Annotated in this window: 21 protein-coding genes; 13 read left to right on the top strand and 8 right to left on the bottom strand. The window is 71.0% G+C overall.

What is annotated here, in order from left to right:
- Positions 1-34 precede the first annotated feature (34 nt).
- Entirely contained in the window at positions 35-1,003 is a 969-nt protein-coding gene (locus tag ABWI07_RS19850) for a sugar-binding transcriptional regulator (RefSeq protein ID WP_149256881.1), read from the top strand.
- Here the strand turns inward: ABWI07_RS19850 and ABWI07_RS19845 are convergent.
- The 5 genes from ABWI07_RS19845 to ABWI07_RS19825 form a co-directional block, all read right to left on the bottom strand.
- Positions 997-2,016, bottom strand: a complete 1,020-nt coding sequence (locus ABWI07_RS19845) for a sugar phosphate isomerase/epimerase family protein (RefSeq protein ID WP_353819426.1) — start codon at positions 2,014-2,016, stop codon at positions 997-999. The genes ABWI07_RS19850 and ABWI07_RS19845 overlap by 7 nt on opposite strands.
- Positions 2,013-3,530 carry an FGGY family carbohydrate kinase gene (locus tag ABWI07_RS19840; RefSeq protein WP_353819425.1) on the bottom strand — a complete coding sequence of 506 codons (1,518 nt, stop codon included), beginning with the start codon at positions 3,528-3,530 and terminating at the stop codon, positions 2,013-2,015. Before ABWI07_RS19840 ends, ABWI07_RS19845 begins: the two co-directional genes overlap by 4 nt.
- Positions 3,517-4,479 carry a transketolase family protein gene (locus tag ABWI07_RS19835; protein WP_353819424.1) on the bottom strand — a complete coding sequence of 321 codons (963 nt, stop codon included), beginning with the start codon at positions 4,477-4,479 and terminating at the stop codon, positions 3,517-3,519. The genes ABWI07_RS19840 and ABWI07_RS19835 overlap by 14 nt, the downstream gene beginning before the upstream one ends.
- A complete protein-coding gene (locus tag ABWI07_RS19830) occupies positions 4,476-5,357 on the bottom strand; it encodes a transketolase (protein ID WP_353819423.1) in 882 nt (293 codons plus the stop codon). The genes ABWI07_RS19835 and ABWI07_RS19830 overlap by 4 nt, the downstream gene beginning before the upstream one ends.
- 135 nt (positions 5,358-5,492) lie before the next feature.
- Positions 5,493-6,515: a sugar-binding transcriptional regulator gene (locus ABWI07_RS19825; RefSeq protein ID WP_353819422.1), complete on the bottom strand. Its 1,023-nt coding sequence runs from the start codon at positions 6,513-6,515 to the stop codon at positions 5,493-5,495.
- 409 nt (positions 6,516-6,924) lie between these two features.
- Between ABWI07_RS19825 and ABWI07_RS19820 the strand changes: the two genes are divergently transcribed.
- From ABWI07_RS19820 to ABWI07_RS19805, 4 genes are all read left to right on the top strand, one after another.
- Positions 6,925-7,611: a DUF2291 family protein gene (locus tag ABWI07_RS19820; RefSeq protein ID WP_353819421.1), complete on the top strand. Its 687-nt coding sequence runs from the start codon at positions 6,925-6,927 to the stop codon at positions 7,609-7,611.
- Complete coding sequence (locus tag ABWI07_RS19815; RefSeq protein ID WP_353819420.1) at positions 7,608-9,182, top strand: sugar ABC transporter ATP-binding protein; 1,575 nt, start codon at positions 7,608-7,610, stop codon at positions 9,180-9,182. The genes ABWI07_RS19820 and ABWI07_RS19815 overlap by 4 nt, the downstream gene beginning before the upstream one ends.
- On the top strand, positions 9,179-10,258 hold the full coding sequence (locus tag ABWI07_RS19810; protein WP_353819419.1) for an ABC transporter permease: 1,080 nt from the start codon (positions 9,179-9,181) through the stop codon (positions 10,256-10,258). Before ABWI07_RS19815 ends, ABWI07_RS19810 begins: the two co-directional genes overlap by 4 nt.
- Before the next feature lie 97 nt (positions 10,259-10,355).
- Entirely contained in the window at positions 10,356-11,300 is a 945-nt protein-coding gene (locus ABWI07_RS19805; protein WP_200841608.1) for a D-ribose ABC transporter substrate-binding protein, read from the top strand.
- A 68-nt stretch (positions 11,301-11,368) separates the two neighbouring features.
- Here the strand turns inward: ABWI07_RS19805 and ABWI07_RS19800 are convergent, their stop codons facing one another.
- Genes ABWI07_RS19800 through ABWI07_RS19790 form a run of 3 tightly spaced genes read right to left on the bottom strand, consistent with a single transcriptional unit; the run spans position 11,369 to position 13,693 of the window.
- Positions 11,369-11,842, bottom strand: coding sequence for a nuclear transport factor 2 family protein (locus tag ABWI07_RS19800; protein WP_149256847.1), 474 nt, complete (start codon positions 11,840-11,842; stop codon positions 11,369-11,371).
- A 57-nt stretch (positions 11,843-11,899) separates the two neighbouring features.
- Positions 11,900-13,432, bottom strand: a complete 1,533-nt coding sequence (locus ABWI07_RS19795; protein ID WP_353819418.1) for an ABC1 kinase family protein — start codon at positions 13,430-13,432, stop codon at positions 11,900-11,902.
- Positions 13,433-13,486: 54 nt separating this feature from the next.
- Positions 13,487-13,693: a hypothetical protein gene (locus ABWI07_RS19790; protein ID WP_149256849.1), complete on the bottom strand. Its 207-nt coding sequence runs from the start codon at positions 13,691-13,693 to the stop codon at positions 13,487-13,489.
- Between the two features lie 795 nt (positions 13,694-14,488).
- Here ABWI07_RS19790 and ABWI07_RS19785 point away from each other — a divergent pair.
- From ABWI07_RS19785 to ABWI07_RS19750, 8 genes are all read left to right on the top strand, one after another.
- Positions 14,489-15,517, top strand: a complete 1,029-nt coding sequence (locus ABWI07_RS19785) for a prenyltransferase/squalene oxidase repeat-containing protein (protein ID WP_353819417.1) — start codon at positions 14,489-14,491, stop codon at positions 15,515-15,517.
- An 81-nt stretch (positions 15,518-15,598) separates the two neighbouring features.
- Positions 15,599-17,359 carry a hypothetical protein gene (locus ABWI07_RS19780; RefSeq protein WP_353819416.1) on the top strand — a complete coding sequence of 587 codons (1,761 nt, stop codon included), beginning with the start codon at positions 15,599-15,601 and terminating at the stop codon, positions 17,357-17,359.
- Positions 17,360-17,827: 468 nt separating this feature from the next.
- A complete protein-coding gene (locus ABWI07_RS19775) occupies positions 17,828-19,105 on the top strand; it encodes a beta-ketoacyl-[acyl-carrier-protein] synthase family protein (RefSeq protein ID WP_353819415.1) in 1,278 nt (425 codons plus the stop codon).
- Positions 19,102-20,262, top strand: a complete 1,161-nt coding sequence (locus tag ABWI07_RS19770) for a beta-ketoacyl synthase N-terminal-like domain-containing protein (protein WP_353819414.1) — start codon at positions 19,102-19,104, stop codon at positions 20,260-20,262. The genes ABWI07_RS19775 and ABWI07_RS19770 overlap by 4 nt, the downstream gene beginning before the upstream one ends.
- Before the next feature lie 37 nt (positions 20,263-20,299).
- Complete coding sequence (locus ABWI07_RS19765) at positions 20,300-20,572, top strand: acyl carrier protein (RefSeq protein WP_353819413.1); 273 nt, start codon at positions 20,300-20,302, stop codon at positions 20,570-20,572.
- Positions 20,573-20,612: 40 nt separating this feature from the next.
- Entirely contained in the window at positions 20,613-21,695 is a 1,083-nt protein-coding gene (locus tag ABWI07_RS19760) for a methyltransferase (RefSeq protein WP_353819412.1), read from the top strand.
- A gap of 58 nt (positions 21,696-21,753) precedes the next feature.
- Positions 21,754-22,773 (top strand): methyltransferase, encoded by a 1,020-nt coding sequence (locus ABWI07_RS19755; protein ID WP_149256855.1) that lies wholly within the window; start codon positions 21,754-21,756, stop codon positions 22,771-22,773.
- Positions 22,774-22,841: 68 nt separating this feature from the next.
- Positions 22,842-23,891, top strand: a complete 1,050-nt coding sequence (locus tag ABWI07_RS19750) for a ketoacyl-ACP synthase III family protein (RefSeq protein WP_353819411.1) — start codon at positions 22,842-22,844, stop codon at positions 23,889-23,891.
- Positions 23,892-23,920: the final 29 nt, after the last annotated feature.

Below are 23,920 nucleotides of genomic sequence, written 5' to 3'. Positions count from 1 at the left end.
CAGCGATCGCAGGCGAGAGCCAGCCATCGGCGGTGTGGCGACCACGCAGCTACGACTGCTGACCAAGGTCGCCCGCATGTACCACGAACACGGCATGCGGCAGCCCCGGATAGCCGAGCAGCTGCACATCTCCCAGCCCCGCGTCTCGCGGCTGCTGAAGCAGGCCGCGGAGCTGGGCATCGTCCGCACCACGGTGGTCACCCCGGCCGGCGTCCACGCCGAGCTGGAGGAGCAGATCGAGCAGCGCTTCGGCCTGCGCGACGTGGTCGTGGCCGACCCCGGCCAGTCCTCGCCCAGCGAACGCTCCACGCTGCAGGCCATCGGCGCCGCCGCCGCCGTGTACCTGGAGACGACGCTGACCGGCGGCGACCGCATCGGCATCTCGTCGTGGAGCTCGACGCTGCTGGCCACCGTCGACGCCATGCACCCCCGGCCGACCCCGGTCGCCGAGCAGGTGGTCCAGGTCATCGGGGGGGTCGGCAACAGCACCTCGCAGGTCTACGCCACCCGGCTCGCCGACCGGCTGGCCATCCTCACCGGGGCCGAGGCGGTCTTCCTGCCCGCCCCCGGCCTGGCCTCCTCGCTGGAGGCCCGTGACGTGCTGATGGCCGACCCGCACATCAGCGAGGTCCTCGCCACGTACGGCGGCCTGACGACGCTGCTCGCCGGCGTGGGCAGCCTCGAACCCTCGCCGCTCCTCGTGGAGAGCGGGAACGCCATCGCCGACGCCGAGCAGGACGCGCTGCGCGAGCTCGGCGCGGTCGGCGACATCTGCCTGCGCTTCTTCGACGAGGAGGGCGAGGTCGTCAAGTCCGAGCTGGACGACCGGGTCCTGGGCATCGACGCCGCCACGCTGCGCTCGATCCCGCGCGTGGTCGCGATCGCCGGCGGCGCCCGCAAGTACACGGCGATCCGCGCCGCGCTGCGCGGCGGCTGGGTGGACGTCCTGGTGACCGACCTGGACGTCGCGCGACGCCTCGCCCAGGAGCCGGCCGGTCAGTAGCCGCGCTCCGCCTCCTCGGTCTGGGCGCTCAGGAGCGCGCGCTTGGCGATCCGCTGGGCGGCGAGGGCGTCCTGCCGGGCCTGGGCTTCGGCGAGGGCCTCGGTGTCGAGGACCTGCAAGGCGCGCCAGATCGTGCGCATCGTCTCGATGCCCGCGCGGGCGGCCTCCACGGCGTTCTCCCGGAAGGGGAACTGGTCGAGCTGCCAGACTCCCTGCCAGTCGGCCTGGGTGAGGGCGTGGAAGAACTCGAAGGTCTCGACGAGGTGGACGGAGCCGACGACCATGTCGTCGTCCCAGCCGCGGAAGTTGTCGTTGACGTCGATGGCGTAGAGCCTGTCCCGCGCCATGATCATCTGGGCGGCCTCGGCGGGCGACTCCAGCCCGTACAGCGAGTGCCCGAAGTCCAGCAGGATCCCGACGTTGGGCACGTCCATCTCCTCGATCGCCAGCAGCGTCCGGGCCGCGGAGGAGAAGGTCATGCGGTTGCGCGGTTCGCGGGGCTTGTACTCGATCGCGAAGCGCAGGTCGGGGTGGCGCTGGGCGAGCTCGCGGACCGCGTCGATCGACATGGCCCACAGCGCCTTGTAGTCGGCCTGGAACGGGTAGTCCCAGCCGTCCTGGCCCGGCCAGAGCTTCACGTAGTCGCCGCCGAGCCGGCGGGTGAGGTCGGCAGCGTCGCTGACCAGCTCGATGGCCTGGCGGCGGATCTCCGGGTCGGGGTTGGTGAAGCCGCCCCGGCAGAACGTCCGCGTGTAGATCTCCGGGGTCAGGGCGATGGCACGCAGGCCGTTGGCCTTGAGCGCGTCCTCGACGGCGGCGATGTCCAGCTCGGCGGGGTTGAAGGGGTAGTTGATGTCGACGACCGAGAGGTCTCCGACGTCCCCCGCCCGGTCGATGGCCTCCAGGGTGGAGACGGGCGGCCCGTAGCCGTCGGTGGCGTAGCGGTCGCGGAACTGCCCGAAGTGCCAGAGGCCGGCGCCGTAGAGGGGTTCGGACTTCGGCTGGTTCGTCATTGAGAGCCTCCTGAGGGTGGGACGTCGGCGTCCGCCGACTGTGCGGTGGCGCGTGCGCGGGACACCGCCTGGTGCCATGCGGAGCGCATGCGCCGGCGATCAGCGGCCCCGGTACGCGGCGAGAAGACGCGGGCGGGTCGGTCGAGTTCCTCCAGCCGGCCCCGGGTCCACAGGCCGCAGGCGAGACCGGCCATGTGCGCCGCCCCGATCGGCGAGAGGTCGCTGACCAGGGACTGGTGGACCTGCCGTCCGCCGATGTCGGCCTGGATCTGCATGAGGGACGCATTGGCGGCGGCGCCGCCGTCGGCCAGGAGGGTCTCGTGCTGGCCGACCGCGTCGACGACGTCCTCGACCTGGAACGCGGTCGACTCCAGGGCGGCGCGGGCGAGCTGGGGGAGCCCGGTTGCCAGCGTCATGCCGACCAGCGCGGCCTGGGCGGTGGAGTCCCACCAGGGGGCGGCCAGGCCGCCGAACGCGGGGACGAGATGCACGCCGTCGCTGCTCGCCCCGTCGGCGAGATCGGCGAGTTCCGCGGGCGTGCGGCCGACGGTGTCGGCCAGCCACCGCAGCGTGGCCCCGCTGGAGAGGATGTTGCCCTCCACCGCGTGCGCGATGCTGTCCTCGCCGGGACCGGAGCCGGGGCCGGCGGACCAGGCGATGGTGAGGCACAGCCCGGCGCCGACGGCGGTGGTGTCGGAGTGCAGCGCCATCACCGACGAGCCGGTGCCGTAGGTCGCCTTGACCCGGCCGGGCAGCCAGCCGGCGTGGGCGAACAGGGCGGCGTGGGAGTCGCCGAGGACGGCGGCCACCGGGACGCCGTCCGGCAGGGGCGGCAGGCCGCGGACGGAGGGGAACGGTCCGGTGGACGCGACGACGCGGGGCAGCACTTCCGGCGGGATGCCGAAGAGCTCCAGCAGCCGCTGGTCCCACCGGCCGGTGCGGACGTCGAGCAGCTGCGTGCGCGCCGCGTTGCCGATCTCGATGACGTGCTCGCCGCCGAACCGGCTCAGCAGCCAGGAGTCGATGGTGCCGAGGCACAGGTCGCCGCGCAGGGAGCGGCTCCGGTCGGGGTCGGCGTGGTCGAGCAGCCAGGCCCCCTTGGTCGCGGAGAACATCGGGTCCAGGGGCAGCCCGGTGACCTCCCAGACCTTCTCCCCGTATCCGGCGGCCAGCAGGTCCGCGCAGCGCGCCGCAGTGCGCCGGTCCTGCCAGCTGAGGACGGGGGTGACCGGCTCGCCGGTGCGGCGGTCCCACAGCAGCATCGACTCGCGCTGGTTGCTGATGCCGACCGCGGTGACGCGGGCGGGGTCGCACCCGTCCAGGCAGCGGCGGGTCGCGGTCCGCACGCTGGTCCAGATCTCGTCCGGAGACTGCTCGACCCAGCCCGGACGGGGATGGCTCCGGCCCAGGGGATGGGACGCGCGGGCCAGCACGCGGCCATGCCGGTCGACCAGGAGCGCCTTGGTGGAGCTCGTCCCCTGGTCGAGGGCGAGGATCACCTCATCGCCGCTCATCGCCGGCCAGCTGCCGGGCCGCGGCGGCGATCCCGTCCGCGGTGAGGCCGAAGTGGGTCAGCAGGAACTCGGTGCTCCCGGTCGGCGCGAAGGTGCGCGGCACGCCGAGGATCTTCATCGGGGTGGGCCGCCGCTGGCTGAGCAGGCCGGACACCGCGGCGCCCAGTCCGCCGGTCACGGTGGCCTCCTCGACCGTGATGACCCCGCGGGTCTGCGCGGCGGCCCGCAGCACCGCCGCCTCGTCGAGCGGTTCGATCGAGGCCATGTTGATCACGCGCACCGCGATCCCCTCCTCCTTCAGCCGCGCGGCCGCGTCGAGCGCCCGCGACACCATCGTCCCCACGGCGATGACCGTCAGATCGTCGCCGTCGGCGAGCTGCCGCGACAAGCCCGGTGAGAAGCTGATGGCGTCCGGGTGCACGGCGGGGACGGCGAACCGGCCGATCCGCAGGAAACTGGGGCCCTCGTGGGCGGCCGCCCAGCGCAGCGCGGCGCGGGTCTCGGCGGGGTCGGCCGGGACGATCACGGGCAGGTCGGCGACCGCCCGGATCCATGACAGGTCCTCGATGGAGTGGTGCGTGGGACCCAGTTCCCCGTACGCCATCCCGGGGCTCTGCCCGCACAGCACGACCCGGGCCCGGCTGTAGGCGATGTCGGCCTTGATCTGCTCCAGCGCGCGGCCGGTCAGGAACGGCGCGGCCGCGCTGACGAAGGGCAGCATGCCGCCGTTGGCGAGACCGGCGGCGACGCCGACGAGGTCCTGCTCGGCGATGCCGACGTTGATCAACCGGTCGGGGAACTCCTCGCGGAACCGCACCAGGTTGCTGGAGCCGACCGAGTCGTTACAGACCACCACGACGCGCTCGTCGGCCGCGGCCAGTTCGGCGAGCTCCTCGGCGAAGGCCTTCCTGCAGTCGAACAGCGGCGCCGCGGCGACGGTGTCGGTCATCGCGCGAGCTCCTCGAACGCCGAGGCGGCCTGCTCCGCCGAGGGGACCTTGTGATGCCATTCGACGCGGTCTTCCATGAACGACACGCCTTTGCCTTTCGTGGTGTGGGCGATGACGCAGACCGGCCGGTCGCCTGCGGGCCCGGTGAAGGCGGCCAGCAGGCGGCCGTGGTCGTGGCCGTCGCATTCGCGGACGTCCCAGCCGAAGCTGCGCCACTTGTCGGCCAGCGGTTCGAGCTGCTTGGTCTCCTCGGTGCGGGCGCCCTGCTGGAGCCTGTTGCGGTCCACGACGGCGGTGAGGGCCGACAGCCCGTGGTGGCCGGCGGTCATCGCCGCCTCCCAGTTGCTGCCCTCCTGCAGTTCGCCGTCGCCCAGAACCACGAAGGTCCGGCTGCGGGAACCGCGAAGCCTGTGCGCCAGCGCCACGCCGACCGCGACCGGGAAGCCGTGGCCGAGGGGACCGGTGTTGGTCTCCACGCCCGGGACCTTGGTGCGGTTGGGATGGCCGTTGAGCGGCGACAGCGGTTCGGCGAAGGTCTCCAGGGCCGACCGGGGGAAGAACCCGAACTGGGCCAGGACCGCGTAGAGCGCTCCGGCGGTGTGCCCTTTGCTGAGGATGAGCCGGTCCCGGTCGGGGGCGAGCGGAGCGCGCGGATCGACCGACAGCACGGCCCCGTAGAGCGTGACCAGGATGTCGATGACCGAGAAGTCGCTGCCGATGTGGCCGAGCCCCGCCCGGCGGATCATGGCGAGGTCGGTCCGGCGGACCTCGCGGGCGATGTCGGCGAGCGCCGCCGCCGCGTCGGCCGCGCTGCCTTCGGCGAGCCGCCGCCGCAGCCGCAGGTAGTGGTCGGCTTGGGGGTCGTCGGTGGTCAGCATATGGTCCCTTTCCCACCCGTTCAGGCACCGCGCCGGAGGGAGCCCCGTGGAGCCGCTCTCGGGCCCCGGGGCCGGCGCTCTCAGCGAGCTCGGGCACCTGCTCCTCGATGAGGAGGAATATTTATTCGTAAGCGATTAGCAATACCGTATGGGGGGCTGATCGGGCGTGTCAATGGCGGCGGCCAGCCACAGGGCGGTCTGGTAGTCGGTGATCAGGACGTTGACCCAGCCGCCCAGGAGGGCGGCCCTGATCGCGGTGCGCTTGCGTTCCCCGCCCGCCAGGCCGATCCGGCGCGGCACCCGGCGCAGTGTGCCGGGGGCGATCCCGAGGATCCGCTCGTCGAGGCTCGTCCGCAGGTGCCTGCCGTGCTCGTCGAAGAACCGCAGGCAGACGTCGCCGACGGCGCCGGCCGCGCGGAGCTCGGGCAGCTCGCTCTCGGCGAAGGCGTTGCCGCTGTCGCGCAGCAGCGGCGAAGGAGTGAGGCTCCCGACGCCCACCAGGGCCATGGTGAGGTCGTCGCAGGCCGCCAGCGCCGACTCGATGTTGGGATCGGTGACGATCACCTGCCGCATGGATCCGGACCCCAGCAGGCCCGGGGCGGGCAGGAACACCGGATCCGCACCGGTCAGCTGGGCCAGCCGCCCGGTGATCCGGGTGGCCCGCGCCTGCGCGGTGACGTTGCCCACCCCGCCGAGCATCTGGACCACCCTGCCCGCGTCCGCCGCCGGACGGGGGCTCATCGACTCCACCGCCGCCAGCAGCGTCGAGCTCCAGGAGGACACCCCGATGCGCTCGCCGCCCATCAGGGTGGTCTCCAGGTACGCGGCCGCGGCCGAACCGAGCGCGGGCAGCACGTGCGGCTCGTCCGCCTGGTCGCCTGTGTCCACGACGACGACCTCGCTGAGCCCGTAGCCCTGTTCGAGCCGCTCCTCGACATCGGCGTGGACGCCGCGGGGGGTGACGACCGTCGTTCGGACGATGCCGAGCTGGGCCGCCCGCTTGAGAAGCCGCGACACCCGGGGCTGGGAGATGTGCAGCTGCTCGGCGATCTGCGGCTGGCGCATCCCGCGCTCGTGGTACATCCGCGCGACCTTGGTCAGCAGCCGGATCTGGTCCGGCGGGATGTCGCTCAGGGGCAGCGCCCCGGGACTGTTCATGATGCTCGGCGCCTCTCTGTCCACACCCTCGGCCGACCGGCGCCGCCGCAGTCCCCGCGGTCGCGGCGCTCGATGGGCCCGGACGCCCGGTCCCGGCCGCGCCTCCACCGGGCGGATCGCGCCCATGGCGACGCGGCGAGGACCGTGCCGAGGCAGAGAATAGCCATTCAAGTGCGTTTGCCTAGTCGCCCCCTGGTGGTCGCCGGGTGATCCGGAGGCGACCTCGAATGCCGCGTGGAGGGTTCAGGGCGTCGCTGTGCCGCGTCCGCTCCCGCGGTGACGTCGCGTCTGACCTGCTCGCCTGAGATCGGGTCGTGATCCCCGGAGTTATTGACACCGGATTTGGGCTGCGTTAGCTTGCCGCATAGACAACAGTTCATGAATATAAATTCAACGTCGAGGTGGTGCCATGGCTCACGCAGCGAGTGCCCGGCACGGGAGACGAGCCCGCGGGCTGCTGGTTCCCGGGGCCGTCCTGCTCGCCCTCTCGCTGGCCGGCTGCTCAGGCGTCCCCGGCGTCTACGTGGTCGAGAAGGCAGGCCATGCGAGTTCCGGCCCGGGCGGCGGCGAGAAGTTCAACGCGACCGCATTCGCCGAGCAGGTCTGGGCCTCGAAGGTCGTGCCGACCGCGCAGAAGGACGCCCAGGACGCCGCGACCCTGCTGCCCGCCCTGCGCGCTGACCAGAAGGGGGCCAGTGCCCGGTACGGCAAGCAGGCCGGCGCCGGTTCGCCCTACTCGTTCCTGGTCAGGGGAACCGGCACGGTCAAGGACGTGACCAGCGGCAACGCCGTGGGCAGCATGCGACTCGACATCCCGGGGGCCGGGAAGACCGACGTGAACCTCGCGATCGGACCCGCCTTCGTGGGCACCGCCGTCCGCGACTCCGTCGGCTTCATCGGCTTCGGCCAGTTCAACAACCAGATCGACTACGCCGACGCGGCCGCCGCGCTCAACAACAAGGTCAAGACGACCGTCGTCCGCGACCTGGACCCGGCCTCGGCCAAGGGCAAGAAGGTCACCTTCACGGGGGCTTTCCAGCTCGTGGCCCCCTCCAGCGTCATGATCACCCCCATCACGCTGGAGGTGGCCCCGTGACGGAGCCGACCCCTCCGGCCGAACCCCGGCCGAAGGCCCCGGACGACCCGGCTGCCGCACCCCCGGTCCTGGTGGCCGAGGACGTCACCAAGAGCTACGGCGGCGTGCGAGCGCTGCGCGGCGTCACCTTCCGGGCCCGTACCGGGGCGGTGAACGTGCTGGTGGGGGAGAACGGCGCGGGCAAGTCGACGCTGATGAAGATCCTCAGCGGGGCGGAGCAGCCGACCGGCGGCCGGATCCTGCTCGACGGCGAGGCGGTGGAGTTCCCCACGCCCCGCGCCGCGCTCGAGCACGGGATCGGGATCATCCACCAGGAACTCAGCCTGTTCCCCAACCTCAGCATCACCGACAACATCTTCGCCGGGCGTGAACTCCACAACCGTGCGCACCTGACGGGCGTCGCCGAGCAGCGCCGCCAGGCCAAGGCCGCACTCAATCGGCTGCGGCAGGACATCGACCCCGACACCCTGGTCGGGGACCTGCCGATCGGCACGCAGCAGCTCGTCGAGATCGCGCGGGTGCTGTCCCAGGACGTCCGGATCCTGATCATGGACGAGCCGACCTCCGCGCTGAGCAACGCCGAGGTCGACGTGCTGTTCGAGGTGATGGACGACCTGAGGGCGCAGAACGTCACCGTCATCTACATCTCCCACAAGCTGGAGGAGTTCCGCCGGATCGGCGACCACGTCACCGTGCTCCGCGAAGGGGCGGTGGTGGCCGAGGCGCCGATGAGCCGGACCGACACGGGCTGGATCGTCCAGCAGATGGTCGGCCGCTCGCAGGACAGCCTCTTCACCCGCTCGGCGGGCCAGACCGGGGACGTGCTGCTCGACGTCGAGCACCTCACGGTGCCCGGCAAGCCGGCGCCGCCGGTCGACGACGTGGGCTTCCACGTCCGGGCCGGGGAGATCGTCGGGATCTACGGGCTCATGGGGGCGGGGCGCACCGAGTTGATGGAAGCCCTGATCGGCCTGCGGCACCACACCGGGACGATCAGCGTGGCCGGGCGGCGGGCCGACGACAGGCGCGTCCCGGGCCGGCTGGCGCTGGGCCTGGCGCTCGTCCCCGAGGACCGCCAGCGCGACGGGCTCGTCCAGGCGCTGTCGGTCCGCGCGAACCTCCTGCTCTCCACATTGAGGACGCTCACCAGATACCGGCTGCTGTCGCCGGTGCGCGAACGCCGTGCGGCCGCCGGGCAGGTCGCGGACCTGCAGATCAAGGTGCCGGGAGTCGACGCCCAGGTCACCCAGCTCAGCGGCGGCAACCAGCAGAAGGTGGTCCTCGGCCGCGCGCTGCGGACGGGCCCCAAGGTCCTGCTGCTGGACGAGCCGACCCGCGGCATCGACATCGGCGCCAAGACCGAGATCTTCCGCGTCATGAGCGACCTGGCGGACCAGGGGCTCGGCGTCCTGTTCGTCAGCTCGGAACTGGCGGAGGTGATGGGCATGTCCGACCGGATCCTCGTCATGGCACGCGGGCGCATCACCGCCGACCTGCCGCGCGCCGAGGCGACCGAGGAACGCCTCGTCAACGCGTCCGCATCAACGACCGTCATGAAGGTGAGCCCATGAGCACCAGCACCGGAAGCGACGTCCAGGGCAGCGTGGCCGCCGGGCCGGGCGCCCCGGCCGGCGGGGGAGGCCGCGGGACCCGGCTGGCGCTGGCCCTCCTGCAGGGCAGGACGCTCATCGTCCTGGTCGCCCTCGTGATCATGTTCAGTCTGATCTCCCGCGACTACCTGACCACGAGCAACCTGCTGCTGATGAGCAAGCACGTGTCCATCACCGCGCTGCTGGCCATCGGCGTCACCTTCGTCATCCTCACCGGCGGCATCGACCTGTCGGTCGGATCCATCGCCGGCCTCGCCGGAATGATCTCCGGGGGACTGCTCTACGAGGGCCTGAAGCTGCCCGGCGGCGACACGGTCTGGTTCTCCACCGTCATGGTCGTCGCGATCGGGATCCTCGTCGGAGCCGCCGTCGGGGCCGTCAACGGCCTGCTGGTCACCAGACTCAACGTCGCCCCGTTCATCGCCACCCTCGGCGTCCTGTACGCCGCGCGCGGGCTGGCCGACCTGCGCAGCAACGGCGGCACCTTCCCCAACCTCGCCGGGACGCCCGCGCGGCACAACACCGGCTTCGACGTCATGGGCGGCCAGAGCCTGCTCGGAGTCCCCGTCGCCATCTGGATCATGGTCGTGGTGGCGGCGCTGGCGATCCTCGTCACCACCCGCACGCCGTTCGGCCGCCGCGTCTACGCCGTCGGAGGCAACGAGCGCGCCGCCGAACTGGCCGGCATCCGCACCGCCCGCGTCAAGCTCGCCGTCTACGTCATCTCCGGCGCGTGCGCAGCGCTCGCCGGGCTCATCCTCACCTCCGAACTGGGCGCCGCCTACCCCGACACGGCGACGACCTACGAGCTCAACGCCATCGCGGCGGCCGTCCTCGGCGGCACCTCGCTGTCGGGCGGCAAGGGCACCATCGTCGGCACGATCGTCGGCGCCTTCGTCATCGGCTTCCTGAGCGACGGGCTCGTCCTGGTCGGCGTCTCGACCTTCTGGCAGCTCGTCGTCAAGGGCACCGTCATCGTGCTCGCCGTCGTCCTGGAGCAGACCCAGGAGCGCGTCAAGGCGCGCATGGCCGCCTAACAGCCTTTCCGCACGACCTTTCCAAACCACCCCTGGAGCCGTACGGCCCGAAAGGACGTCCACGATGCACCGCTTCCTCAGCCGTTCCCTTGCCGGAGTGACCGCCGTGACCATCGCCGCGATGAGCCTCACCGCATGCGGCGACGACTCCAAGCCCGCCGCGGGCAAGGACGGCGGGTCCAAGCTGATCGTGATCATCACGCCCTCGCCCGACAACGTGTTCTTCAAGGCCGAGCAGCAGGCGGCCGACGCCGAGGCCAAGAAGCTCGGCTACACCACGCTCGTCCTCAGCCACGACGACGACCCGACCAAGCAGAGCCAGGAGATCGACACCGCCATCTCCCGGAAGGCGGCGGCCATCATCCTCGACAACGCGGGCGCCGACTCCACCGTCACCGCCCTGCAGAAGGCCGCGAAGGCGGGCATCCCCAGCTTCCTGATCGACCGCGAGATCAACCAGACCGGCATCGCGAAGGCCCAGATCGTCTCCAACAACTCCCAGGGCGCCACGCTCGGCGGGCAGGAGTTCGCCAAGGCGATGGACCAGTCCGGCGAGTACTTCGAGCTCACCGGCAAGGAGACCGACACCAACGCCGGCGTCCGCTCCAAGGGCTACCACTCCGTCCTGGACCAGTTCCCCAAGATGAAGATGGTCGCCCAGCAGAGCGCCAACTGGGACCAGACCGAGGCGCTGCAGAAGGTCCAGACCATGCTGCAGGCCCACCCCAAGGTCAAGGGCATCATCGCGGGCAACGACACGATGGCGCTGGGCGCCTGGGCCGCCCTGCAGGCCGCCAAGAAGACCGACGTGATCGTCACCGGCTTCGACGGCAGCCCCGACGTGGTCTCGTCCGTCCTCAAGGGCGGCGTGCGGGCCACCGTCCTGCAGCCCGCCGCGAAGATCTCCCAGATGGCCGTCGACCAGGCCGACAAGTACATCAAGACCGGCTCGACCGGCCAGCCGGAGAAGCAGTCCGTCGACTGCGTCCTGGTCAACAAGGACAACGCCGCCAAGGTCAGCAACTTCTCCCTCGGCTCATGACCCGGCACTGAACGTCGGTGGAAGCCGGATCCGGGAAGGTCCTGGACCCGGCTTCCGCTCGTCCCAGGCTAGAGCAGGAGGTGTTCGCCGGAGAAGTAGCGGATCTCCAGGGTGAAGTGGGCGATGCGCCAGCCTTCGGGGGTGCGGCGGAGCTTCCACTGGTGCCATCCGGCCCCATCGGCGTGTCGTCGCGGGTCGTTCGCGTCGAGCAGGTGCGCGGCGAAGAAGCAGGACCGCGCTTCGGCCGTATCCCCGTCCAGTGTGATCGCGTGGTTGGTGCTGAGGTGGTGGGTGCCGGCGTATCGGCCGAGGTTGGCGGCGACGAACTCGGCCATGCCCTCGCGTCCGCGGTGGGTGATGCTCTGGGCGATGAGCGGTGAGACGGTGAGCACGCCGTCCTCGGTGAAGTCGGCCGCGTAGCCCTGCCAGTCCCGGTCGTCGAGCGCGCGGGCGAAGTCGATGAGCAGGTCGCCGATCGCCGCCCGGTCGACCAGCCATTGGAGCCTGCTAGCCGAACCGGTCGGCGGGTTCGCTGGTGGCATGTCGCAGGATCTTCCTTCCGATCGGGCGGAGCCGGGGGCGCGGGGATCGCGAAGCGGTCAACCGCCGAGCGTCCGGCGGACGACCGTTTCGGCCGCGGCCGCGGCGGCCGTGGAACCGAGGGAGACATGGTGCTTCAGGCGCTGCCCCCGCCTCGGACCGAGCGGGTCCGCCTGGTTGGTCCGGACGTTGATACCGAGCTGGCCGGTCGTCATGTCGCCGAGGACGGACTGCATCTGGGAGGACGAGTTGTTGAACGAGTAGATCGAATCCAAAAGCATGTGCATCCCGTTCTCCGGGCCGAGGCTGTCCGCCAGGAGCTCGCGGGCGATTTCCTCCATCACCTTGCCCAATGCTTTGTCGAACTTCAATTTGGGGTAGATGGAACGCACTGATCCTTCGATGTTCCCCATCGACTTGCCGATCAGAGAGACGAGCGGGCTGACCTGGATTCCGCGTTCGGTGGAGTAGCGGGCAAGCGACATCAGGGCGACTCCGAGGTTCAACTCCTCCAGGGAGGCGTTCGCCCAGTAGGGAATGGTGTTCGACACGTCGTTGGCGAAACGGGTGCTGTTGCTCCAAGGCGTGAGCGAGCCCAGTTTGATCCAGTCTCTCGCCAGGGCCGCCCCGTCGCCGCGTGCCATCCCGACCAGGCCCTTGAGCAGGGTCAGGCTCGCGTTTCTGTCGATCTTTCCGTACATCCCCCAGTCGATCACGTGCGCCTTCCCGTCCTGGTCGATGAGGATGTTCCCCGGGTGGGGGTCGGCGTGGAAGGCGCGGTCGACGAAGTAGCCGCGGAACATGAATCCCATCAACTGGTAAGCGATCTTCTTGCGCTGCTTGTCCGACAGCTGGTCGTCCTTCACCCGGTTGATCGGCGTGCCATCGACGAAGGTCTGGACCAGCACGCGGGGCGTCGCCTCGATGACCTTGGGGACCTTGACCTGCTTGAAATGCCGCGCGGCCTTGCGCGCGTCCTTCATGTTGCGGGCCTCGCGCGTGAAGTCCACCTCGGCCTCCATGGCGGTGAACACCACTTCCATCATCGACTTGACGTCGATGACCTCGCACATGTGCGGGGCCGTCCGGTGCAGGAGACCGGCGATCCTTCGCAGCACGGCCATGTCGCCCAGCATGGCCGCGGAGGTTCCGGGGCGCTGCACTTTCAGCACGCAGGGTCGACCGTCGGTCCAGACGGCGCGGTAGACCTGGGCGACGGAGGCGGCGCCCAGCGGCCGTTCGGTGTTGATCTCCTGGAAGTTGGAGCGCCAGTGTCCGCCCAGTTCGGCTTCGATGACGGGTTCGAAGACCCGGAAGGGGTCGATGCGTGCCTGGTCGTTGAGGTTGGCGAACTCGTCCATCAGGTACTGGGGCATGATGTCGGGCCTGGTCGCCAGTATCTGCCCGAGCTTGATGTAGATCGGGCCCAGGTCCTCCAGCATCGCCCGCAGCGCCCTCGCCCGCTCCTGCCTGCGCAGGCCGTCGGCGGAGACCTGCGACCGGGCCAGCCGCGCCTGGAGGCTGCGGGTCGCCTCGTGGGCGGCCGCTCGTGAAGCGATCTTGATGGTGCGGCTGGCCCTGCCTGCGGGCACGCGTGCTCCTTACCCGCCGACGCGATCGGCCGACGGCACAGTGTTCGGCTCCGGCTACTTCTTCATGTCGGCGATCTGCTGGCTGAGCACGCTGATCTGACCGGCGAGCTCGCGGATATCCCGCTCGTTGCGCTTGGCGCGCTTCTTTCCGCTCTTCTTCTTTTTCTTCACGCCGAGACTCTTCCGCACGGCCTTGGCGTGGCGGTTGCCGGCCTTTTCGGAGCGTCTTATCATGTCGTCGAAGACGGATCTTCTTGCCACGACGCCACCTTTCCCACGTGGTCGGGCCCCGGCTCCGAATCCGCGGAGATCGCCGATTGACGCGTCTTTTTCCGGGGGGAGCCTTGTCGGATGCGAGTATGCATCGGGTAGCCCGCCGACTGTCAACACCCCCGCGGGACCTTCCCGCATACTTCGATCGGGATCGCGTTTGGACAAGCTCACCTCGTCTCATATGGTGCGTTTTAGCTCTTATTTACGGACAATGCGACGGGTCACACACTGTTGTCCGACCAGAAAGGCGCTCATGGGCGGTTTGGATAGGGCGTTCCGGGCCGGCGCCGCCGCGAGGTCCGTGTACAACTGGTGGACGCTCGGCAGGGGCGGCCACGAGGTGGTCGCCGCCGCGCCCGTGGCCTGTCCGGTGAACGCGGCGGACAGAGCGGCGGCCGAGTGTGCTCGGGACCGTTCGCCGATCGGAGCCGAGCGCCGGGCCGAGGCCGCCGACCTTCTGACGGCCGCTGCCGACCGCGGGCTCGCGGCGTCGCGGCGTCTGCTCGATCGAGGCTGCCGGCCGTGGCCGCGCACGATCGGAGCCGACCAGCTCGTGCCGTACCTGGTCGACGAGATCAACCGGATGCTGCGCCGATGCGAGCCTCCCGCTTCGCGGGGAAGCGTGCCGCGGCCGCTGGAGCGCCATGCCGTGCTGCCGGTCCCTCTAGGGAGACGGCCATCCGCCGCGGTCCGGGGGACCGTGTCTTCGTCGGTCCCGCCGGGAGGGGCGCCGCTCCCGAGGCGGGCCATATCTGGGAAGGCTCCGCCGACCCGGCTCCTGAGGTGGCCGCCGGCGGCCTCGACCGCTGGATGACCGGCGCGTCGCCCGCCACGACCGCGGCGTGGCTCGCACACCGGCCGGCCGGAGGACGCGACGGGCGGTGCGTGGGCGCGCTCGACCGTTTGGCACGCCGGCACGGCGGTCCCGTGCCCGGCCTGGGGCCGGCGGTCGCCGGCGAGCAGGCGGAACTGGCGGGCACGCTGGTCCGTGCCGGGCTGGGCACCGCCGTGCCGCCACGCCTGCGGGAGCGGTTGCGACGACAGGTCGGTGGGATGACCGCAGACTGCGGGACCGTGAGCACCGCGCTGTACGCCCTCGCCGAGCTCGGCGAGCTGGGCGAGCGGTGCCCCGCGGAGGTGCTGCGGCACTTCGAGACCGCGACGCACTTCCAGCGCCGGCCCGGGGACCCGGTCTGGTCGCCTGTCGCCAACGCCCACGTGCTCGAGGCGTTCGGTGCGCACGCCGCGGCCCGGCCCGCCCACATCAGGCGCCACGCGCCCGCCATCTCCGCGCTCACACGCCTGCTGTGCGGCCGCCAGCAGCTGAGCGGCCGCTGGGAGGATCCGGGCCACGCCTCCCCCTACTACGCCACGTCCCATGCCGCAGCGGCCTTGAGCCGCTTCGGTCGCCGCAGCGCCTCCTCCGCGGTCGCCCGTGCGGTCTGGTGGGTTCGCGGCTCCCAGCGGCCTGACGGGTCCTGGGGAGTCTGGAGGGGCACCGCCGAGGAGACCGCGTACGCCCTGCAGACGCTGCTGGCAGCGCCGCACCGCGTCCCCCAGGACCTCCTGGCGAGGGGCGCCGCCGCTCTGGAGCGCGTGGTCGCGGCCGGGACGGGCCACCCGCCGTTGTGGCACGGAACAGACCTCTACGCCCCCGCCGCCGTCATCGACGCGGCGATCCTGGCGGTGACCCGCCGACTGCGCGGCCATGTCCCGCTTACCAGCCGTGCCTATTCCCTTTCCCTCTCGCTCACGCCGGCTCGCATGGAGGAACGCGACTCGCAAGGTGCAAAGGGGCTGGTCGGACAGTAAAGACCGGCGTCCGCTCGCGGACGGCTCGATCTTTTGCCCGCCCCCAGACCCCCGGTTGCGCACCGCCAAGGATTGATTACTGTGGGTGAGCGCCCTTCTCGTTGCCCCCCGCTCGCGTGGAAGGATCACATGTCCCCTCGCATCGCCGACACCGCCGCGGTCGCCGCCCGGATCGCGACCGGCGCCGATCCCGCCGATCAGCCGCCGGCCCCCCAGTTCCCCACGCCGCTGGACGTGCCCCCACGGGTCACCCTGGTCAACGGCAGTTTCGAGGAGCCGAAGATCGCCGGTGGAAACCGGATGCTGCATGATGCCTCCGAGCCCGGCGCGGACTCCGTACCCGGCTGGCTGACGACGGCCTCCGACCGCGTGATCGAGATCTGGCACAGCCGCAAGGGGGTGCCCGCGGCGCACGGAGAGCAGTTCGCCGAACTCAACGCCAACGAGCCCGCCGCGCTGTACCAGGATCTCGAGACCACGCCAGGGACCACGCTGTACTGGAGCCTGCGGCACCGCGGCCGCGAGGGCGACGACACGATGTCGGTGAAGATCGGTCGACCTGGCAGGAAGCCGAACAAGACCTGGACATTCACCGACGGCACCGCCGAATGGGTGCCGCACGCCGACTCCTACAAGGTCCCGGCGGGACAGACGGTGACCCGGTTCGCCTTCGAGGCCGGCGGGACCGCCACCGGCGACCCCACCGTGGGGAACTTCCTGGACGACGTCGTGTTCGGCACCGCGCCCAGCGTGGTGGTGACCACCGCCGCCGAACCGGAGTCCGGAGCCGCCGTCGGCGGCACCATCACCTACACCGTCAACCTGAAGAACCACGGTGGCATCCCCGCCGAGAACCTCATTCTGTGCGGCACCGTCCCCGCCGGAACCAGCTACGTGCCCGGGTCCCTGAGACTCGAAGAGGGGCCCGGCCAGAACAGCGGCAACGGCTGGTACGACTCGACCACCGGGCGGCTCACCCTGCCGCTGGGGCAGGGCGCCACCGCCGCCCAGGGCGGCACACTGCCCTCCACCGTCGAGTCGCCGGACGGCATCACCGCCCAGTTCACGGTCCAGGTGGAGCGCGACGGTGCCGGTCGGACGCTCTCCCATCAGGCCACCGCCACCTACGCGGGCGCCCGCGGCGACGCCGTTGAGCAACTGACCTCCACCTCCAACACGACCTACGTGACCGTCGATCCCGTGACCGATGCGGAGGCGGCCGAACTCACCGTGACGATCGTCGCCGATCCGCCGTACGCCGCCGTGGGCGAGGACATCACCTTCCATCTGGCGGTGAGCAACCCTGGGCCCGCCCAGGCCACCAGCGTCGTCGTCTCCGTCCGCCTTCCGGCGGACCTCGAGCTCGTGTCAGCCGAAGGAGCGCGGTCCTTCGACCCGGCCACCGGCCGGTTGGCGATCGAGGCCCTGCCCGCGGGCAGCACCGCTGAGCTTCAGTTGCGCACCACGGCCACGGCTCCGGGCGCGCTGTCCTGTACCGCCACCGTCACCGCCGGCCTGCCCGGCGAGCCCGCCCGCACCGGCCATGGCACCGCGACCGCGAGCGTCGCGGTGTGCCCCCATGCACGAAACGCCTGCGCCGCGGCTGACAGGCAGAGCGGTGGCCCCGTCCCCTGCGTTTGCAGACTCGGCTGCGCATGCGGCCGACACGAACAGCCCGGGCAGACTCATTCGGTGCTTTTCCCTGCCACCACGCCCCACAGGTGGCACGGCAAAAAGGGCAGCAAGAAACGGGACAGGCATCACCGGCGGTTCCTGCGTGAACTGGCCTTGCAGGTGCAGACGCTCAGCCGGCAGCTGATCGAAATGCGCGAAGAACGATGACGCGGTGACGCGGCCGCTCACAGGGCGCCTCAGGGCCGGGGATCGTTCCGGGATGCCCTGACATTCGTCCGGCAACACCACCGAACCGGCGATGCTCCTGCGCTGAGTTCTGGTATCACGTGGCCGGACCGATGGTTGCCGACTGAACAGACTCCGGCATGTCCGCGAATTCGTCCATGATTCGGAGCGGCATCGCGCCTGACGTGGGGCATTTTTCTTTTATCCTTGCATTTTCCAGTCCTGGCGCCCTTTGTCGACCGGGCGCCATGACTTGTGCGGCGATATTCGCTTCAAACCATCACAAGATACGATGTCCTGAAAAATCCAATAACATTTTGTGTCGCCAAAGCAACTATTCGCGATGCTAGCGTGCTCATCGTTGCAAGCGCGACAACGGCAACAGGATTGCCGACTCATCCAGATAGTGGGGGAGATCGTGCGTCGTCATCTACATTTCGGAAGGCTCCCATGACCGGGGAGCGGCCCCGCCGCGTGGTCGTTACGGGACTGGGGGCGGTGACGCCGGCGGGGATCGGCATAAAACCGTTCTGGGACCTGGTCATCCATGGCGACTCGGCCATTCGAAAGATCACCTTCTTCGACCCGACAGAGTTTCGTTCCAAAGTCGCCGGAGAATGCGACTTCGATCCGCAGGAGCACGGCATCGGCCCGGACGAGGCCCGACGGCTGGACCGCGCGGGCCAGTTCGCTCACGTCGCGGCGCGGCAGGCGATCGCCCACAGCGGACTCGACCTGGACCGGATCCCCCGGGACCGGATCGGGGTCTCGATGGGCAGCGCGCTGGGCCGGGTCAGCTCCTTCGACCACTGGACCGCGTGCAACACCACCAACCGGTTCGCCATGGCCCTCGGGGGCCCCGGCGGCAGGGGACGGCCGCTGTCCGAGGCGGAGCCGAGCGTGATCGCACAGGTGGTCGCCCAGCAGGTGGGGGCGCGCGGACCGGTGCGCGTGGTGAGCAACGGCTGCACCTCCGGGCTGGACGCGGTCTCCCACGGGGTCCAGCTGATCGAGGACGGGCAGGCCGACGTCGTGATCGCCGGAGGCGCCGAGGCGCCCCTGACGCCGGTCGCGGTCTCCTCGATGGACGCCATCCGGGCCACCTCCGCCCACGACGGCGACCCGGCGGAGGCGTGCCGCCCGTTCGACCGCAACCGCGACGGCATGGTGGTGGCCGAGGCCGCGGGCGTCCTGGTCCTGGAGGAGGCCGGCAGCGCCCGGGACCGGGGTGCGAAGGCCCTGGCCGAGATGCTCGGCTGCGGCCACCGCGCCAACGCCCACCACATGACGGGGCTTGAGGCGCGGGGGTCCGACCTGGCCGAAGCGATCCGGGCAGCGCTGCGCATCGCCAGGGTGCGGGCGGGCGAGGTCGACTACGTCAACGCCCACGGCACCGCGACCGGGCACAACGACGAGCACGAGACGGCGGCGCTGAAGCAGGCGCTGGGACCGCGGGCCTTCACCGTCCCGATCAGCTCGATCAAGTCGACGGTCGGCCACTCGCTCGGCGCGGCGGGCGCGATCGAGCTGATCGCATGCACCATGGCGATCCGCGACCACCTCATCCCCCCCACGGCCAACCTGTACGACCCCGACCCGAAATGCGACCTGGACTACGTGCCCCTGATCGGGCGCGAGCACCGCACCGACATCGCGCTGTGCACCGGGAGCGGGTTCGGAGGACTCCAGACGGCCATCCTGATGGGCGCCCCCGGAGGTCGACGATGACGCGCTCGGAGAGGATCGTCGTCACTGGCCTCGGTGTGCTGAGCCCGACGGGTCTCGGCCACGCCGACTTCTGGAAAGCGGCTCTGGCCTGCGACACCGGCCGACTCGCCGACGCACGGCAGGTCGCCCTGGCCAGCCCCTTCGAACCGGCGGCCCACATCCCCGCCCATCTGCTGCCCCAGACCGCCCGGGTCACCCAGATGACACTGGCCGGGACGGACTGGGCCCTGGCCGACGCCGAGCTCGAACTGTCCGATGTCCCGGCCGAAGGCCGGAGCACCGTGTTCGCCAACGCCTTCGGCGGCACCGACTACGTCGGGCAAGAACTGCGAAAGCTCTGGACGCTGGGGCCCGGGCACGTCAAGCCCTACCTGTCCTATGCCTGGTTCTACGCCGCCAACTCCAGCCAGGCGTCGATCCGGCACGACGCCCACGGCCCGGCCTGGACGCTGGTGAGTGGGCAGGCGGGCGGGCTGGACGCCGTCGCGCAGGCGTGCCGCCACCTCCGCAGGGGCGGCCGCGTCGCCATGACCGGCGGCTTCGACTCCTTCCTCGATCCGATCGGGCGGGAGGTCGCGTCCGGGTACCTCGCCGACGCGGACGCGCGCAGCCCGGACACGAGCAGTGCGGTCGGGGAGGGCGGCGCCGCTCTCGTGCTCGAACCGGACACGGCCCACCCGCGGCCGTCCGCCCCCTACGGGCAGATCAAGGGTTATGGAACCTCCTTCGACCCGGTGGCGCCGCGGCCGGGCGACTCGGGACTGGAACGCGCGGTCCGCGCGGCCCTCGCCGACGCCGGGGCCGATCCCGCCGACATCGACGTGGTCTTCGCCGGCGGCTCCGGCCCCGGCCTGGACGACGTCGAGACGGCGGTCGTCACCGAGGTCTTCGACGGCCACACGGTGCCCGTGACCTCTCCCAAGACCCTCACCGGAGAGATGGGGGCGGGCGGAGCCGCCCTCGACGTCGCGACCGCGCTCCTGTCGCTGCGTCACCAGGTCGTCCCCCCGACCGCTCGGCCGGGGGGCGTGCAGGGGCCGCCGGGCGTCGACATGGTCTACGACCGTCCGCGCGAGACCCGGCTGAGCAACGCACTGGTCCTGGCCCGAGGGCACGGCGGCCACAACTCGGCCCTCGTGGTCAGCGCTCTGGACTGACCCGTACTCCAACGTCCGCCAAGAAAGGGCACCGACCATGGACCCGCATGTCCGGCTGAACGAGAAGGACCTCATCGCCATGCTGCCGTGGGGCGGCGCGCCCGCGCCGTCCGACGGCAGTGCGACGACCGGCGACCGCAGCCTCGCCGACTTCGGATACGACTCGATCGCGATGGCCGACCTGATGTCGCAGATCGAGCTCCGCTACAAGGTCAAGCTCCCCGACCCCCTGCTCGGCGAACTGCTCCACGTCAGCATCACCCGGGCCACCGAGATGATCAACCAGCACATCGCGGCGCCCGCCCGGTGACCTCGGCCGGGACGTCGCTGACCAGAGGAGACCAGTGACCGTGGAGACCACACCGCCCGGCTCCGTCAAGGACCTGATGGAGATCTGCACCGGATACTGGGCGTTCAAGGCCATCGTCAGCGCGCAGGAGCTCGGGCTCTTCGACCTCCTGCACAAGACGGGCGCACAACCGATCAGTGCCCTGGCACGGCGGCTCGACGTGCAGGAACGTCCCGCGGAAACGCTGGCGACCGCCCTGGCCTCGCTCGGGCTGCTCGAAGTCGCCGGCGGCCGGTACGGCAACAGCCCGCTCGCCGAGACTTACCTGGTCAAGGGCGGGAGGTACTACTTCGGCGGCTGGATCGCCCATCTCGACCAGCGCAACTACCCCGGTTGGGCCAACCTGACCGAGGCGATACGCGCCAACCGCCCCATGGGCTGGCAGTCCGGCAGGCACGAGGAGACCCCCTTCGACATCGTCGACCCGGAGCTGACGTCGCAGTTCCAGGACGCGATGCACTCCCTGTCCCGGCAGTCGGCGGCCTCGGCCGCCCGGCGGATCGACCTGTCGAGCGCCCGGACGCTGCTCGACGTCGGCGGCGGGACCGGGGCCTGGGCCATCGAGCTCGCCGCCGCGAACCCGCAGCTGACGATCACCATCTACGACCTGCCGCCGGTGTGCGAGCTCGCCCGGGCCAGGATCGAGGCCGAAGGGCTGAGCGACAGGATCGGCACGGTCGGCGGGGACTTCCGCGTCGAGGAGCTGCCCTCGGGATACGACACCGTCCTGCTCTCGATGATCCTGCACGACTGGACGTCCGACGAATGCCGCCGACTCCTGCGCGCATGCCACCGGGCGCTGGTGCCCGGCGGCCGGGCGATCATCAGCGAGCTCCTCGTCGACGACGACAAGGCCGGGCCCGCCGACGCGGCGCTGATGAGCCTCAACATGCTCGTGACCACCCGGGGCCGCAACTACACCGCCGCCGAGTACGGCGCCTGGCTGCGGGAGGCGGGATTCGAGGCGCCGGAAGTATGGCCGCTCGACGCCCCTTCCTGCAACGGCCTGGTCGTGGCGCGTAGGCAGGCCCCGGCCGGCGGTCCGCCGGCGGGGCGGCACGCCATCGACACATCCGTCTCGTAGGGCGCGGGCCGACTCACGAGTCAGGGCAGATCCGAGAAGACGAGTACGGAGGACCGGAATGACAACAGCCCAGGAAAGCATTGCCGCCGCGACGATCATTCTCGACCAGACCGTCGGGATCTACCGGACCGCGGCGCTCGCCGTCGCGGCCAGGGCCGGCGTCGCCGACCACCTGGACCGGCCGCGCACAGCCGCCGAGCTGGCCGACATGACCGGCATGGACGCCGCGTCGCTGCGCCGGGTCCTGCGCATGCTCGCCTCCCAGGGCATCTTCCGGGAGGACGGCCAGGGCCTGTACCACCTGACGCCGGCGGCCGACCTCCTGCGCTCCGACGCGAGCCCGTCCCTGCGCAGCGCCGTGATCATGTTCTCCGAGGACTACATGTGGAGATCGGCCGGGCATCTCGGCGACGCGGTCCGGGAGGGCTCCAGCGCCTTCGAGCAGCTGTACGGGAAGCCGTTCTTCGAATGGCTGGACACCGACCCCGAGGCCGCCTCGACCTTCCACGCGTCGATGGTCGGGCTCTCCGAGACGGGGATCGAGAAGGTGATCGACGCCTACGACTTCCCCGCCACCGGCACCGTGGTCGACGTCGGCGGGGGACGGGGCTCGCTTCTGCGCGCGATCCTCGAACGGAACCGGCGGCTGAAGGGCGTTCTCCAGGACGACCGGAGCGCGCTGCGCGAGCACGTCCTCGAGACGCCGCAGACGGCCGAGCGCTGGCGCCTTGAGGAGGGAAGCTTCTTCGACGCCGTCCCCGTCGGCGGGGACGTCTACATCCTCAAGCACATCATCCACAACTGGGGGGACGAGCAGGCCACCGCCATCCTGCGGAACTGCCGGTCGGCGATGAAGGGCGACGCCCGCGTACTGATCATCGACCCCGTCCTACCGGACCCCGGCACCCCCCACTTCGGCTGGGCGCTCGACCTGGTCATGTTGAGCACCCTCACCGGCAAGGAACGCACCCGGCAGGAGTTCGAGAAGATCCTCAACGCCGCGGGACTGCGGATCGGCGCCGTGCTCCCGGTACGGACGCTCGGGGAGTACTCGATCATCGAGGCCGTCGCGGCCTAGGCGGGGCCTCCCGGGCCCGCCCAGACCGCGGTTCCGGTAATCCCCTACGGACGTGGAGAGGGTGCTCGGTGAGCGAGCCGGACATCTACATCACGGCCTGCGCGACCTGGCTGCCGCCGCTGCTGCCGGTCGCGCGGGCCGTCGCCGACGGCCACTGCGACGAGAGGCTCGTCCGGCGCACGGGAATGGTGTCGGTCGCCGTGGCCGGCGCGGAGGCGGCGCCGGAGATGGCCGGCCGGGCCGCCCGGATCGCGCTGCGCCGGGCGGGCTACGACGGTGCGGACATCGCCTTGATCCTGCATGCGAACTTCTTCTACCAGGGCCACGACGTGTGGGCTCCGGCCTCCTACGTCCAACGCGTCGCCGTGGGTAACGACTGCCCGGCGGTGGAGATACGCCAGGCGTCCAACGGAGGCATGGCCGCGGTCGAGCTGGCGCGCGCCTTCCTGGTCGCCGCTCCCGGCCGCGAAGCCGCGCTCGTGACGACGGGCGACAAGTTCGGACCACCGGCCTTCGACCGGTGGCGGAGCGACCCGGGCACCGTCTACGCCGACGGCGGGACCGCGCTCGCGCTGTCCCGGCGGCGAGGGTTCGCCCTGCTGCGGAGCCTCGTGACGGTCAGCGACCCGGAGTTGGAGGGCATGCACCGCGGCGACGACTCCTTCGGGCCCGCTCCGTTGAGCGCGCGCTCCGTCGTCGACCTCGACGCGTGCCAGCGCGACTTCCTCGCCAGCGCCGGGATGCGGCAGGTGGCGGCGCGCGTATCCGCGGGGCAGGAGGCGGTGCTGACCGAAGCGCTGGCGCTGGCGGGGGCGCGGCTCACCGACATCGACCGGGTCGTCCTCCCGCACCTCGGCCTCCACCGGCTCAACGGCAGCTACCTGCGAAGGTTCGGCCTCCGGCCGGAGATCACCACCTGGCCGTGGAGCCGGCGCATCGGGCACCTCGGCGCCGGAGATCCCATCGCCGGGCTGGAGCACCTGATGCTGACCGGCGCGCTCGGCGCCGGGGACCGCTGCCTGCTCGTCAGCGTCGGCGCAGGCTTCACGTGGTCGGCCGCCGTGATCGACATCCTGGAACGTCCGGCCTGGGTCGACACCCCGGCGAGACCGCCGTGAAGCCCGCCCGCGGCTCCGCGGGCGGCCCC

This window comes from Actinomadura sp. NPDC000600 (assembly GCF_040492135.1).
In the GTDB taxonomy this organism is placed as follows: domain Bacteria; phylum Actinomycetota; class Actinomycetes; order Streptosporangiales; family Streptosporangiaceae; genus Spirillospora.
The sequence above is the reverse complement of the archived record's forward strand: the minus strand, read 5'-3'. Positions and strand labels throughout refer to the sequence as shown.